We start from the raw sequence: 13,431 nt of genomic DNA, 5'->3' as shown, positions 1-13,431 counted from the left end.
GCGGTTGCAGGCTTCCGCACGGCACTACGCCAGCGTTGAGCGCTGGAACGACGACCGCGTTGAGGGAGGAAGCTGGCATAGGCAGATCTTCAGTGAGGGGAAACGACGGTGAATCAGGCGATGCACCGAGCGCTGACTATAACCAGCGCTCGCCACCTATTGCAACAGATCAGCCGAACAGCCAGTAGCCGAGGGCCCAGGCCACCAGGACCGCCAGCACCGGACGCATCACGCGGTAGGCCTTGGGATGCTTGCGCTTCCACTGCTTGACCACGCTGCTGAAGTTGTCGCTGAAGCGCTTGCTCCAGGCATAGGCCTGGTTGATCCCGCCCACGCGCTCGTCATCGACGTTCTGCGGTGCGGTGGCACGGCCCAGGAAGGCGCTGACCGAACGGTTGATCGAGGTCATCAGGCGGTTGCTCAACGGCCGTTCGACGTCGCAGAACAGGATGACCCGGGTCTGCTCGGTTTCGTTCTTGACCCAGTGCACGTAGGTCTCGTCGAACATCACGTCTTCACCGTCACGCCAGGCGTAGACCTGGCCATCGACGAAAATCCGGCAATCGTCGGAGTTCGGCGTCGACAGGCCCAGGTGATAACGCAGCGAACCGGCGAACGGATCGCGGTGCGGGTTCAGGTGGCTGCCGCCGGGCAGCAGGGCGAACATCGCGCCCTTGACGTTGGGGATGCGGCTGACCAGCTCGACGGTCTTCGGGCAGAGCATTTCGGCCGACGGCAGCGGCTTGTCATACCATTTGAGGTAGAAACGCTTCCAACCCTTCTTGAAGAACGAACCGAAGCCGGCGTCGTTGTTCTTCTCGGCGGCCCGGATGTAGCCCTCGTCGAACAGGTGCATGGCTTCCTCGCGGATCACCTGCCAGTTGTCCTTGAGCACATCCAGCTCGGGGAACTTGCTGCGGTCCAGGTACGGTCTGGACGGCACTGCGGAAAACAGGTACATCAGGGCGTTATACGGAGCGAACAGCGCCGAATGGTTGACGAACTGGCGCAATACCGGCAAACGCGCCTTGCCCCGCAGATGCACGTAGAGCGTACTGCCCACGAACAGCAGCAACACGGCGGCCTTGGCGGCGAAGGAAAAGGTCATTCAGCACTCCTTGAAAATGGGCGACGTCCGGGTAGGAAAAATCCACGAGACGTGGCAGCCGGCCATGATAAACATTACCGACCGCCGGAAAAACCCGCGCAACTCAACAATCAGCGTTAAGAACTGCGCAACAAAGCGTTAATTAGCATAAGGCGCCTGAAGGCGGACTGATGCAGGTCAGGTCAATCCATGATCGCCCACAGGCCGGCCCACCGGGAGCCGGCCTGTGGGGAAAAGGCCGGCGTCGACCCGCCTGTTACTGCTGGTTTTCCTGCTCGGTGAACAGGTCGCTGAAGAGCATGCTCGACAGGTAGCGCTCGCCGGAGTCCGGCAGCACCACGACGATGGTCTTGCCCTGCATCTCCGGGGTTTCCGCCAGGCGCACGGCCACCGCCATCGCCGCGCCACAGGAGATGCCACAGAGGATGCCCTCCTCCTGCATCAGCCGCAGGGCCATGGCCTTGGACTCCTCGTCGGTCACCAGCTCGACCCGGTCGACCAGCGACAGGTCGAGGTTCTTCGGCACGAAACCGGCACCGATGCCCTGAATCTTGTGCGGCGACGGCTTGACCTCCTGCCCGGCCAGGGTCTGGGTGATTACTGGCGACGTCACCGGTTCCACCGCCACCGAGAGGATCGGCTTGCCCTGGGTCTGCTTGATGTAGCGCGAAACGCCGCTGATGGTGCCGCCGGTGCCGACGCCAGCCACCAGCACGTCGACCGCGCCATCGGTGTCGTTCCAGATTTCCGGACCGGTGGTCTTTTCGTGGATCGCCGGGTTGGCCGGGTTGTCGAACTGCGCCGGCATGAAGTACCGGGCCGGATCGCTGTTGACGATTTCACCGGCCTTCTCGATAGCGCCTTTCATGCCCTTGGCCGGCTCGGTCAGCACCAGTTCGGCCCCCAGGGCCTTGAGCACCTTGCGCCGCTCGATGCTCATGGACGCCGGCATGGTCAGCAGCAGCTTGTAACCGCGGGCGGCGGCGACGAAGGCCAGGCCGATGCCGGTGTTGCCGGAGGTCGGCTCGACGATGGTCATGCCCGGCTTGAGGCGGCCGCTGCTTTCGGCGTCCCAGATCATGTTCGCGCCGATCCGGCACTTCACCGAATACCCCGGGTTGCGCCCTTCGATCTTGGCCAGGATGGTTACGCCGCGGGGGGCGATGCGGTTGATCTGAACCAGGGGCGTATTACCGATGGAATGGGCGTTGTCGGCAAAAATACGGCTCATGACAGGTCCTATGTTCATTTGAGAATTAGCCCACAAGGGTATGCCCCGAGGTGACGGGCGTCCAGTCATGCGAACGTCTCGCGTTGCCGGGGGTCCATCGCCTATGGACAGTCTGCGGGGCACGTCGATGAAACGTCGTTACAGTTGGCCGTTGTGGGGCCTGGCAATTGTTGTTCTGCTGGTGGTGGCGGTGAACCTGGCCCTGCCCTACCTGGTACGCAACTACCTGAATGAAAAGCTCGCCGACATGGGCGACTACCGCGGCCAGGTGACGGATGTCGACCTGGCCCTGTGGCGCGGCGCCTACCGGATCAACGGGCTGGAAATCGTCAAGGTCGCCGGCAAGGTGCCAGTGCCGTTCCTCAAGGCGCCGCTGATCGACCTGTCGGTGAGCTGGAAAGCCCTCTGGGAAAACCATGCGGTGGTGGCCGAGGTGCAGTTCGTCGAACCGGAACTGAACTTCGTCGACGGCGGCGCGAACAATCGCCAGTCTTCGCAGACCGGTCAGGGCACCGACTGGCGCGCCCAACTGGGCAAACTGCTGCCGATCACCCTCAACGAGGTGCGCATCGACAACGGGCGCATCACCTTCCGCAACTTCAACTCCCAGCCACCGGTCAACCTGCAGGCCACCCAGGTCAATGCCAGCCTCTACAACCTGACCAACATCGTCGACCTCAAGGGCCATCGCGATGCGCGTTTCGAAGGCAAGGCCCTGCTGCTCGGCCACGCGCCCCTGGAAACCACCGCCACCTTCGATCCGCTGAGCAACTTCGAGGATTTCGAATTCCGCCTGCGGGCCACCGGCATCGAGCTGCGCAAGGTCAACGACTTCGCCGCGGCCTACGGCAAGTTCGACTTCAACGGCGGCAGCGGCGACGTGGTGATCGAGGCCCAGGCCGACAAGGGCCGGCTCACCGGCTATATCAAGCCGTTGCTGCACGATGTCGAAGTGTTCGACTGGCAGCAGGACGTCGAGAACCAGGACAAGAGCCTGCTGCGCTCGGTCTGGGAAGCCATCGTCGGCGCCGGCGAGACCCTGCTGAAAAACCAGAAGAAGAACCAGTTCGCCACCCGCGTCGAACTCAGCGGCAGCGTCCACCAGCAGGATATCAGCGCGTTCGCCGCCTTTTTGCAGATATTGCGCAACGGTTTCATCCAGGCCTTCAATGCCCGCTACGAGCAGCCCAAGCCCGGCACCGGCTGACGGGCCTGACCAGGTCAGGATGTGACGCTCCATTCAGAGACTGAATAAGCCGTCTGCGTTCACACTCGACCGGACACCGCGTTATAGTCGGAACATGGAATTTCCCCCGCCGCCCGCTGCCGGGCCGGCGCTACCGTTCGAGGAAGCACAGATGAAGTTCGAAGGCACCCAGGCCTACGTCGCCACCGCTGACCTGAAGCTGGCCGTCAACGCCGCCATTACCCTGGAGCGTCCACTGCTGGTCAAGGGCGAGCCCGGCACCGGCAAGACCATGCTCGCCGAGCAACTGGCCGAGTCCTTCGGCGCCAAGCTGATCACCTGGCACATCAAGTCCACCACCAAGGCGCACCAGGGCCTCTACGAGTACGACGCGGTGAGCCGCCTGCGCGATTCGCAACTGGGCGTGGACAAGGTCCACGATGTGCGCAACTACCTGAAGAAGGGCAAGCTCTGGGAGGCCTTCGAGTCCGAGGAGCGGGTGATCCTGCTGATCGACGAGATCGACAAGGCCGATATCGAGTTCCCCAACGACCTGTTGCAGGAACTCGACAAGATGGAGTTCTACGTCTACGAGATCGATGAAACCATCAAGGCCAGGCAGCGCCCGATCATCATCATTACCTCCAACAACGAAAAGGAACTGCCGGACGCCTTCCTGCGCCGCTGCTTCTTCCACTACATCGCCTTCCCGGACCGCGAAACCCTGCAGAAGATCGTCGACGTCCACTACCCGGACATCAAGAAAGACCTGGTCAGCGAAGCCCTCGACGTGTTCTTCGATGTACGCAAGGTGCCGGGCCTGAAGAAAAAGCCGTCGACCTCCGAGCTGGTGGACTGGCTGAAGCTGCTGATGGCCGACAACATCGGCGAGGCGGTGCTGCGCGAGCGCGATCCGACCAAGGCCATCCCGCCGCTGGCCGGTGCGCTGGTCAAGAACGAGCAGGATGTCCAGCTACTGGAACGCCTGGCCTTCATGAGCCGTCGCGGCAGCCGTTAAACCATTGAAGGGCAATAGCCATGCTGCTCAACCTGTTCAATGAAATGCGCGCGGCCAAGGTACCGGTGTCGGTGCGTGAGCTGCTCGACCTGATCAACGCGCTGAAACAGCGCGTGACCTTCGCCGACATGGACGAGTTCTACTACCTGGCGCGGGCGATCCTGGTCAAGGACGAACGGCATTTCGACAAGTTCGACCGGGCCTTCGGCGCCTACTTCAACGGCCTGGAAAAGCTCGACGACCACCTGCAGGCGCTGATCCCCGAGGATTGGCTGCGCAAGGAGTTCGAGCGCTCGCTGAACGACGAGGAACGCGCGCAGATCCAGTCCCTCGGCGGCCTGGACAAGCTGATCGAGGAGTTCAAGAAACGCCTGGAGGAACAGAAGGAACGCCATGCCGGCGGCAACAAGTGGATCGGTACCGGCGGCACCAGCCCGTTCGGCTCGGGCGGTTTCAACCCGGAAGGCATTCGCGTCGGCGATGCCGGCAAGCGCCAGGGCAAGGCGGTCAAGGTCTGGGACCAGCGCGAATACAAGAACCTCGACGACCAAGTCGAACTCGGCACCCGCAACATCAAGGTGGCCTTGCGGCGCCTGCGCAAGTTCGCCCGCCAGGGCGCCGCGGAAGAGCTGGACATCGACGGCACCATCGACCATACCGCCCGTGACGCCGGTCTGCTGAACATCCGGATGCGGCCGGAGCGGCGCAACACGGTCAAGCTGTTGCTGCTGTTCGATATCGGCGGCTCGATGGACGCCCACGTGAAAATCTGCGAGGAACTGTTCTCGGCCTGCAAGACCGAGTTCAAGCACCTGGAGTACTTCTACTTCCACAACTTCATCTACGAGTCGGTGTGGAAGAACAACCTGCGCCGCAGCTCGGAGCGCACCTCGACCCAGGACCTGCTGCACAAGTACGGCGCCGACTACAAGGTGGTGTTCGTCGGCGATGCGGCGATGGCGCCCTACGAGATCACCCAGGCCGGCGGCAGCGTCGAGCACTGGAACGAAGAGCCGGGCTACGTGTGGATGCAGCGCTTCATGGAGAAATACAAGAAGCTCATCTGGATCAACCCGTATCCGAAGGACACCTGGGGGTACACATCTTCGACCAACATCGTGCGCGACCTGATCGAGGACCAGATGTATCCGCTGACCCTGCGGGGCCTGGAAGAAGGGATGCGGTTTCTGTCCAAGTGAGGTGAAATCGCTTGATGGCCTATTCGCGGGCAAGCCAAGCCCCTGCAGGGCGCAGACGTTCATCGGACTTGTGAACGATCAACACCCTGTAGGAGCATGGCTTGCCCGCGAAGCTTTTGGGGCCTCAGGCAAACCGGCTGATGAACTCGATGTGCTGCCGGTGCGCCGACTCCTGCACCGTCGGTACCAGTCGCACCCCACTGCCCGGCAGGCACTGCGCCAACCGCGCCAGCGACAATGGCGTCAAGGCGCCCAGGCGCGGATAACCGCCGATGGTCTGCCGATCGTTGAGCAGCACGATCGGCTGCCCATCCGGCGGCACCTGGATCGCCCCCAGCGGTATCCCCTCGGAAATCATCGGCCGCCCCTGGTACTTCAACTCCGCCCCGAGCAGGCGGATCCCCATGCGGTCGCCGCGGCTGTCGAGGGTCCAGGGACTGTTGAACGCATCGAACAGGCTCTGCCCGCTGAATTCGCCGATCTGCGCACCGAGCACCACCTGCAGCGTGGCCTCGGCCTGGAAGTCGGGAACCTGCGCGGCCGGCACCGCCGCTGGCGTCACCGCTGTCCCGGCATAGCGCAGGCTATCGCCCTTGTGCAACGGCTGCCCCAGGCCATCCAGGCCACCCAGTTCCTCACGCGCCACACAGGCGCTGCTGCCCAGTACCTTCGGCGCGACGAAACCGCCGGGCGCCGCAAGATACGCCCGCGCGCCCAGCAGTGGCTGGGTAAATTGCAGGCGCTGCCCGGCCTCCAGGATAAAGCTGCGCCAGGGCGCCAGCGCCTGCCCGTCCACCTGGGCCCCGAGATCGGCCCCGGCCAGGGCCAGGCAGCAGGTTTCCCGCGCCACCACGGCAAAGCCGCCGAGGGTGATCTCCACCACCGGCGCATCCGGCGAGTTGCCCAGCAGGCGGTTGGCCCAGGCCATCGACACCCAGTCCAACGCCCCACCCTGGGTCACACCCAGATGACGCACACCGAACCGCCCACGGTCCTGCAACAGGCACAGCCGGGTGCTGGCCTCGATCGACAAATGGCTCATGCCAGGGCCTCCAAAGGCGTATCGTCGCCACCCAGGCGGATGAACTCGGCGTGCTCGACCGCCGCAAAACGCACCGTATCGCCCGGCTGCATCAGGCTGTAGCCGTCCCGCTCGCGGTCGAACAGCTTGCTCGGGGTACGCCCGATCAGGTTCCAGCCACCGGGTGATACCACCGGGTAGGCAGCGGTCTGGCGCTCGGCGATGCCGACGCTGCCCGCCGCCACCTTCTTGCGCGGGGTATCGAGCCGCGGCGCCGCCAACGGTTCGACCACCAGGCCCATGAAGGCGAACCCCGGCGCAAAGCCGAGGGCGAACACCTGGTACTCGCGCTCGCTGTGGCGGCGGATCACGTCACTCACCGACCAGCCGCTGCGCTCGGACAGCAGGCGCAGCTCCGGGCCGACACTCGGGTCATACCACACCGGAAGTACGTGGCATTGCCCGCCGGCGGTGGCGTTCGGCTGCAGATCGTCCAGCGCTTCGGCGATCAGTTCCCGGGCCTGGGCCGGGCTCAGTTGCGTCAGGTCGTAATGCACCATCAGGGTGGTATAGGACGGCACCAGGTCGATCAACTGACCGGCAAAACCGGCCCGCAGACGCTCGCTGGCGGCGAGCATCCACGGCATGTTGTCCTCGGCGATCACCTCGAACAGACGCACCATCAGGCAATCGATCGCCACCACTTCGATACGCGGCTTCATCGGCGCCGCGCTCATGGGGTCGCCTGCCGGTCGAGGGCCTCGCGAATGCGCTGAACGGCCTCGACCGAACTGGCATTGTCGCCATGCACGCACAGGGTGTCGGCGTGCAGGCGCAGGGCACTGCCGTCGCTGGCGGTCAGGTCGTCGCCACGGGCAATGGTCAGGGCCTGCTCGATGATCCGCTGCGGCTCATGGTGCACGGCCCCCGGCAACTGCCGGGACACCAGACGACCTTCGGGGTCGTAGGCGCGATCGGCAAAGGCTTCGAACCACAGGGTCACGCCGAACTCGTCGGCCAGGGCCTGGGCCGCGCTGTTGTCGCGCATCGCCAGCAGCATCAGGGGCAGTTCGCGGTCGTAGGCGGCGATCGCCTGGACCACCGAACGCAGCTGCTGCGGGTTGGCCATCATGTCGTTGTACAGCGCGCCATGGGGTTTGACATAGCTGACCCGCGCGCCCTGGGCCCGGCAGATGCCGTCCAGTGCGCCGATCTGGTAATGCAGCAGGTCCTGGATTTCCTGGGGCGTGCAGGCCATGGAGCGGCGGCCGAAACCGACCAGGTCCGGATAGGCCGGATGGGCGCCGATCCGCACGTCATTGGCCAGGGCCAGGCTGACGGTCTTGCGCATGATGCTCGGGTCGCCGGCGTGATAGCCGCAGGCGATGTTGGCACAGTCGATGAAGGGCATGACTTGCGCATCCAGACCCATGGTCCAGTTGCCGTAACTTTCACCGATATCGCAATTGAGTAGCAGGCGGCTCACGGTAGCTGCTCCTGTGGGCTGTGGGCATTGCCCTGGGGGTCGGCAATGCTTATGGTAATTCGTCGGCCTGGGCCATTCTCGAGGGTGCCCGCCCGGCGCGTCCAACTAATAAAAGCCGTTCCCAGACATAAGAAAAGTTGATTGCATGAATCTCAAGTTTCTCGAAACCTTCGTCTGGGTCGCCCGGCTCAAGAGTTTCCGCCTGACCGCGGACAAGCTGTTCACTACCCAGGCCGCCATTTCCAGCCGGATCGCCGTGCTCGAAAGCGAACTGGGGGTCAAGCTGTTCCTGCGCGATTCACGCGGGGTCAAGCTGACGCCCGAAGGGCTGAAGGTGCTCGACCACGCCGAACGCATGCTCGATACGATGCAGGCGCTCAAGCACGCCATCGAACCCGGCTCGACCAAGGTCGGCCGCCTGCGGATCGGCGTGATGGACACGGTGATCCACACCTGGCTCAGCCCGCTGGTGGCACAGCTGACCGAGCGCTTCCCGCGGGTGGAGATCGAGCTGGTGGCCGATACCGCGCTGAACCTGGCCGAGCAGTTGCACAAGGGCTTCCTCGACCTGATCCTGCAGACCGACCCGCTGCGTCAGGAGTCCATCCGCAGCCTGGAGCTGGCCAGCTACCCGATGGGCTGGGTGGTGGCGAGCCATTCGCTCTACAACCGCGAGTACCTGAGCCTGACGGATGTTGCGCAGGAGCGGATCGTCACCTTCTCGAAGAACTCCCGGCCGCACCAGGAACTGCTCGCCCTGCTGCAGGCCCATGGGGTTTCTGCGCCACGACTCAATTGCGTGAACTCGGTGTCGGCGATCACCCGCCTGCTGCGCGATGGCTTCGGGATCGGCGCCTTACCGCTGGCGCTGGTCAGCGAGGAACTGGCCCGGAACGAATTGACCCTGCTGGCGTTGCAGGAGCGCCCACCGAACCTGGAGGTGGTGGTGTCCTGGCGGGCCGGCGAAGAGCTGGTGGAGGAGATCGTCGCACTGTGCCAACAGGTGCTGCATGATTATGCCGACAAGATGGGGCAGCAGCATGTGGTGCTGAAGAAGGCGTGACCGCCAGGGCTGCACAAGGCTCTGTAGGAGCGTGGCTTGCCCGCGAATGGGGCCTCAAGACCGCTAAAAGCTTCGCGGGCAAGCCACGCTCCTACAGCGGCGGGGTTACCAGCCCCGCTCGCGCCGCGCCAGGCGCTCACGCTGGCGCTTGCCGCCCAGCACCACCCAGTCCACCAGGCGGAAGAAACCTTCGATCACGAAGGAGAAGAGCAACGCACCGCCCATGGCCCAGCCGATCGCCTCGGGCGACAGCAATACCTGGTAGGTGTAGCCCTGCAGGGTTTCCTGGCGGATCGCCGGGTCGGCGGCGTAGGCCACCTGCAAGGCGCGCTTGTACCAGGGCCCCTGCATCGCCTGGAACTGGTCGTCGAGCAGGCGCTGGCGATTGAGCAGGCTGCCGAGGCTGTCGGCATCGCTGCGGAACACCGGGTCGTCGCTGGCGCGATAGTGCGCCACCAGTTTCTGCAGGTCACCACCGAAGAACTGCTCGGCGGTCTTCTGGAAGCCTTGCAGGCTGGTCTGCGCCTCGATCAGGTGGGCCTCGACCCGCTTGGTGTAGTCACTGAGAAAGCCGGGCACCTGGACGCCGAGCAGCAGCCCCAGGGTAAACAGTATCAAGCGCAGGTAACTCAACCACATGACAGGTGTCCTTGTTCAGTCCGGCCCTGGCTGACGCATTCGCCGCGTCGCCACAGGCTCCATTGCCCCGGCTCGTAGCGGGTCCAGGTCTCGTTTTCGGTCAGGGGTTCGGTGGCGATCACCGTGACCACATCGTTGGGCGTGGTCTCGGCCTGGAAGTCGACGATCACGTCGACGTCCTTCAGGCGGGCCGGGCCGAACGGCGCGCGCCGGGTGATCTGCGCCAGCTTGGTCGAGCAGTAGCAGAACAGCCAGTCGCCGTCGCTGAGCAGGCAGTTGAACACACCCTTGCCGCGATACTCGGCGCAGGCGGCCACCAGCGATGGCAACAGTTGCTCCACTTCCACCGGTTCGGGAAAGGCTTCGCGGATACGGTTGAGCAGGTCGCAGAAGGCCGCTTCGCTGTCGGTGTCGCCGACCGGGCGATAGAAGCTGTGCCGCGGCTGGAAGTCCGCCAACTGGCCGTTATGGGCAAAACACCAGTTGCGCCCCCACAACTCACGGACGAACGGATGGGTATTGGACAGGCAGACCTTGCCGACGTTGGCCTGGCGGATATGCCCGATCACCACTTCGCTCTTGATCGGATAACGCTGCACCAGTTGCGCGACTTCCGAATCGCAGCTCGCCGCCGGATCCTGGAACACCCGCAAGCCGCGCCCTTCGTAGAAACCGATGCCCCATCCGTCGCGATGGGGGCCGGTACGCCCGCCGCGCTGCATCAGCCCGGTAAAGCTGAAAACGATATCGGTCGGCACATTGGCGCTCATGCCCAACAATTCACACATGCTCGGACTCTCGCTTGAATGCTGCAACGCGCCTACAAGCGCGGCTCGACCCGCTGGCGGCCGGCACCAGCGGCAGGCGGCGGACGGCGTGGACGCTCCTGGCGCTCGGCGGCGAACGGCTGGTCGTCGGCCTCGATCTCGGCACGGGCCGCAGCGGCAGCGGCTTCGGCCTGCAGCTTGCGGGCCTTGCTCGAACGCTCGAGCGGCCAGCGGATCAGGACGAAGACCAGGTACACGCCGGCGGCGATGACCAGGTACATGAACAGGTCGGAAACCGCACGCCAGGCGTTGTTGCCGACCTTGAACAGCAGGTCCAGGGCAGTAATGGCGACCGCCGGGGCGAACCGCTCCTTCACCGGGTCGAGAATGGTCGGGCTGAACAGCAGCACCGCCACCAGCAGGCGCAGCGGCTCGCGCAACCAGCGCCAGGTCCAGCGGGTCAGGCGAAACCACACCAACAGGCAGCCCAAGGCGGCAAAGGCGTAGCAACCCCAGGCGATCAGATAGTCGTTCTCGGTCATGGTGTCCATGGCAAGGCTGGCAATGAGGGGCTTATGATAACGGCTTTTCGCCGGCCCGGCTGCATCGCCGTCAGCGATCCTCAAGACAGAGAGTGCCCATGTCCCGCAAAGCCGCCATCAGCAGCGCCCCGATTGCCCGCAAGGACCAAGGTCCCGATCCCTACGCCTGGTTGCAGGAGCGCGACAGCGAGGCGGTGCTCGATTACCTCAAGGCCGAAAACAGCTACCAGCAGGCGCAACTGGCCGACCAGGCCGAACTGCGCGAAACGCTGTTCGAGGAAATCAAGGGACGGATCCTCGAAACCGACCTGTCCCTGCCCTCGCCCTGGGGGCCGTTCCTGTATTACACCCGCACCACCGCCGGCGACGAGTACGCCCGCCACTACCGCTGCCCACGCCCGGCCGATGGCAGCCTGACGGTGGATGAAGGTGCCGAGCAACTGCTGCTCGACCCCAATGTGCTGGCCGCTGGCGGCTTCCTGTCACTCGGCAGCTTCAGCGTCAGTCCGGACCACCAGCGCCTGGCCTACAGCCTGGATACCAGCGGCGACGAGGTCTACCGCCTGTACGTCAAGGAACTCGACAGCGGCAGCGTCAGCGAGCTGCCCTTCGACGACTGCGACGGCAGCATGACCTGGGCCAACGACAGCCGCACGCTGTTCTTCGGCGAACTGGACGACACCCACCGCCCACACAAGCTGTATCGCCATGTGCTGGGCCAGGAGGGTGCCGAGCAAGTCCTGCATGAGCCAGACGGCCGCTTCTTCCTGCACTGCTACCGCAGCAGCTCCGAACGGCAACTGGTGGCGATGCTGGGCAGCAAGACCACCAGCGAAGCCTGGGTGCTCGACGCCGACACGCCGGACCAGCCCTTCGCCTGCCTGGCGACGCGGGTCGAAGGCCACGAATACTCCGTCGACCACGGTCGCTACCAGGGCCAGTGGCGCTGGTTCATCCGCAGCAACCAGGACGGCATCAACTTCGCCCTGTTCCATGCCGCGGACGATGGCATTCCCCGTCGCGAGGACTGGCAACGGCTGGTGCCCCACAACGACCAGGTGATGCTCGAAGGGGTCACGCTGAACGCCCGGGCCCTGTGCCTGACCCTGCGCGAAGGCGGCCTGCCGATCATCGAGGTACGCCCCGAAGGCCTGCCGGCCTATCGCGTGCAACTGCCGGACGCGGCCTACAGCCTCTACGTGCAGGACAGCCTGGAATTCACCAGCGACTGCATCCGCCTGCGCTACGAAGCCCTCAACCGCCCGGCCCAGGTCCGTCAACTGACCCTGGCCAATGGCGAACAGGCTGTACTCAAGCAGACGCCGGTACTCGGCCCGTTCGATGCCGACGCCTACGTCAGCCAACGGCTGTGGGCCCGCGCACCGGACGGCACCCGGGTGCCGATCAGCCTGGTGGTCAAGCGCGAGCTGCTGGGCCAGCCCACCCCGCTCTACCTCTACGGCTATGGGGCCTATGGCGAAAGCCTCGACCCCTGGTTCTCCCATGCCCGCCTGAGCCTGCTCGAACGCGGCGTGGCCTTTGCCATCGCCCATGCGCGCGGGGGCGGCGAACTGGGTGAAGCCTGGTATCGCGCCGGCAAGCAGGAGCACAAGCAGAACACCTTCGACGACTTCATCGCCTGCGCCGAACACCTGATCGCCGAGGGCCTGACCACCTCCGGACAACTGGTGATCAGCGGTGGCAGCGCCGGCGGTCTGTTGATCGGTGCCGTGCTCAACCAGCGCCCGGAACTGTTCCAGGCGGCGATCGCCGAGGTGCCGTTCGTCGATGTGCTGAACACCATGCTCGACCCCGACCTGCCGCTGACCGTCACCGAATACGACGAATGGGGCAACCCGCAGGAACCCGAGGTGCATGCCCGGCTCAAGGCCTACGCGCCCTACGAGAACGTCCGCGCCCAGGACTACCCGGCGATGCTGGTGATCGCCGGCTACAACGACAGCCGCGTGCAGTACTGGGAAGCGGCCAAGTGGGTGGCGAAATTGCGCGCGACCCGCACCGACGAGCATCTACTCCTGCTCAAGACCGAGCTGGGCGCCGGCCATGGCGGCATGAGCGGGCGCTACCAGGGATTGCGTGACGTAGCGCTCGAATATGGCTTCGTATTCAAGGTTCTGGGCATCGCCTGAGGAACTCTGCCCGGCGCCATG

Annotated in this window: 13 protein-coding genes; 5 read left to right on the top strand and 8 right to left on the bottom strand. The window is 64.6% G+C overall.

The window, feature by feature from the left end; genetic code table 11:
* Positions 1 to 169 precede the first annotated feature (169 nt).
* Both ACMGT0_RS09070 and cysK read right to left on the bottom strand, forming a co-directional pair.
* A complete protein-coding gene (locus ACMGT0_RS09070; protein WP_054058327.1) occupies positions 170 to 1,108 on the bottom strand; it encodes an aspartyl/asparaginyl beta-hydroxylase domain-containing protein in 939 nt (312 codons plus the stop codon).
* Positions 1,109 to 1,364: 256 nt separating this feature from the next.
* A complete protein-coding gene (gene cysK, locus ACMGT0_RS09065) occupies positions 1,365 to 2,339 on the bottom strand; it encodes a cysteine synthase A (RefSeq protein ID WP_054058328.1) in 975 nt (324 codons plus the stop codon).
* Between the two features lie 127 nt (positions 2,340 to 2,466).
* Between cysK and ACMGT0_RS09060 the strand changes: the two genes are divergently transcribed.
* From ACMGT0_RS09060 to ACMGT0_RS09050, 3 genes are all read left to right on the top strand, one after another.
* On the top strand, positions 2,467 to 3,546 hold the full coding sequence (locus ACMGT0_RS09060; protein ID WP_416772288.1) for a DUF748 domain-containing protein: 1,080 nt from the start codon (positions 2,467 to 2,469) through the stop codon (positions 3,544 to 3,546).
* Between the two features lie 151 nt (positions 3,547 to 3,697).
* Positions 3,698 to 4,543 carry an AAA family ATPase gene (locus tag ACMGT0_RS09055; RefSeq protein ID WP_054058329.1) on the top strand — a complete coding sequence of 282 codons (846 nt, stop codon included), beginning with the start codon at positions 3,698 to 3,700 and terminating at the stop codon, positions 4,541 to 4,543.
* Positions 4,544 to 4,563: 20 nt separating this feature from the next.
* A complete protein-coding gene (locus ACMGT0_RS09050; RefSeq protein ID WP_416772286.1) occupies positions 4,564 to 5,742 on the top strand; it encodes a vWA domain-containing protein in 1,179 nt (392 codons plus the stop codon).
* 124 nt (positions 5,743 to 5,866) lie between these two features.
* Here the strand turns inward: ACMGT0_RS09050 and ACMGT0_RS09045 are convergent, their stop codons facing one another.
* From ACMGT0_RS09045 to ACMGT0_RS09035, 3 genes are read right to left on the bottom strand one after another with little or no spacing between them, the layout of a single operon-like run.
* On the bottom strand, positions 5,867 to 6,784 hold the full coding sequence (locus tag ACMGT0_RS09045) for a biotin-dependent carboxyltransferase family protein (protein WP_416772284.1): 918 nt from the start codon (positions 6,782 to 6,784) through the stop codon (positions 5,867 to 5,869).
* A complete protein-coding gene (locus ACMGT0_RS09040) occupies positions 6,781 to 7,485 on the bottom strand; it encodes a 5-oxoprolinase subunit B family protein (RefSeq protein ID WP_416773445.1) in 705 nt (234 codons plus the stop codon). The genes ACMGT0_RS09045 and ACMGT0_RS09040 overlap by 4 nt, the downstream gene beginning before the upstream one ends.
* Before the next feature lie 11 nt (positions 7,486 to 7,496).
* Complete coding sequence (locus ACMGT0_RS09035) at positions 7,497 to 8,249, bottom strand: 5-oxoprolinase subunit PxpA (protein WP_416772282.1); 753 nt, start codon at positions 8,247 to 8,249, stop codon at positions 7,497 to 7,499.
* Positions 8,250 to 8,394: 145 nt separating this feature from the next.
* Between ACMGT0_RS09035 and ACMGT0_RS09030 the strand changes: the two genes are divergently transcribed.
* Positions 8,395 to 9,312, top strand: coding sequence for a LysR family transcriptional regulator (locus tag ACMGT0_RS09030; protein ID WP_054064035.1), 918 nt, complete (start codon positions 8,395 to 8,397; stop codon positions 9,310 to 9,312).
* A 105-nt stretch (positions 9,313 to 9,417) separates the two neighbouring features.
* Here ACMGT0_RS09030 and ACMGT0_RS09025 read toward each other — a convergent pair whose 3' ends face one another.
* Genes ACMGT0_RS09025 through ACMGT0_RS09015 form a run of 3 tightly spaced genes read right to left on the bottom strand, consistent with a single transcriptional unit; the run spans position 9,418 to position 11,269 of the window.
* Entirely contained in the window at positions 9,418 to 9,951 is a 534-nt protein-coding gene (locus ACMGT0_RS09025) for a DUF2937 family protein (RefSeq protein WP_054058335.1), read from the bottom strand.
* The gene (locus ACMGT0_RS09020; RefSeq protein ID WP_054058336.1) at positions 9,942 to 10,739 is read right to left on the bottom strand and encodes a class II glutamine amidotransferase; all 798 of its coding nucleotides are present in this window, start codon (positions 10,737 to 10,739) and stop codon (positions 9,942 to 9,944) included. Before ACMGT0_RS09020 ends, ACMGT0_RS09025 begins: the two co-directional genes overlap by 10 nt.
* 32 nt (positions 10,740 to 10,771) lie before the next feature.
* Positions 10,772 to 11,269, bottom strand: coding sequence for a hypothetical protein (locus tag ACMGT0_RS09015; protein WP_054064032.1), 498 nt, complete (start codon positions 11,267 to 11,269; stop codon positions 10,772 to 10,774).
* An 89-nt stretch (positions 11,270 to 11,358) separates the two neighbouring features.
* Here ACMGT0_RS09015 and ACMGT0_RS09010 point away from each other — a divergent pair, with 89 nt between their 5' ends.
* Positions 11,359 to 13,410: a S9 family peptidase gene (locus ACMGT0_RS09010; protein ID WP_416772279.1), complete on the top strand. Its 2,052-nt coding sequence runs from the start codon at positions 11,359 to 11,361 to the stop codon at positions 13,408 to 13,410.
* Positions 13,411 to 13,431 lie beyond the last annotated feature (21 nt).

This window comes from Pseudomonas sp. RHF3.3-3 (genome assembly GCF_048069595.1).
Taxonomy (GTDB): Bacteria; Pseudomonadota; Gammaproteobacteria; order Pseudomonadales; family Pseudomonadaceae; genus Aquipseudomonas; species Aquipseudomonas fuscovaginae_B.
This window is presented reverse-complemented; position numbering and strand designations above follow the sequence as displayed.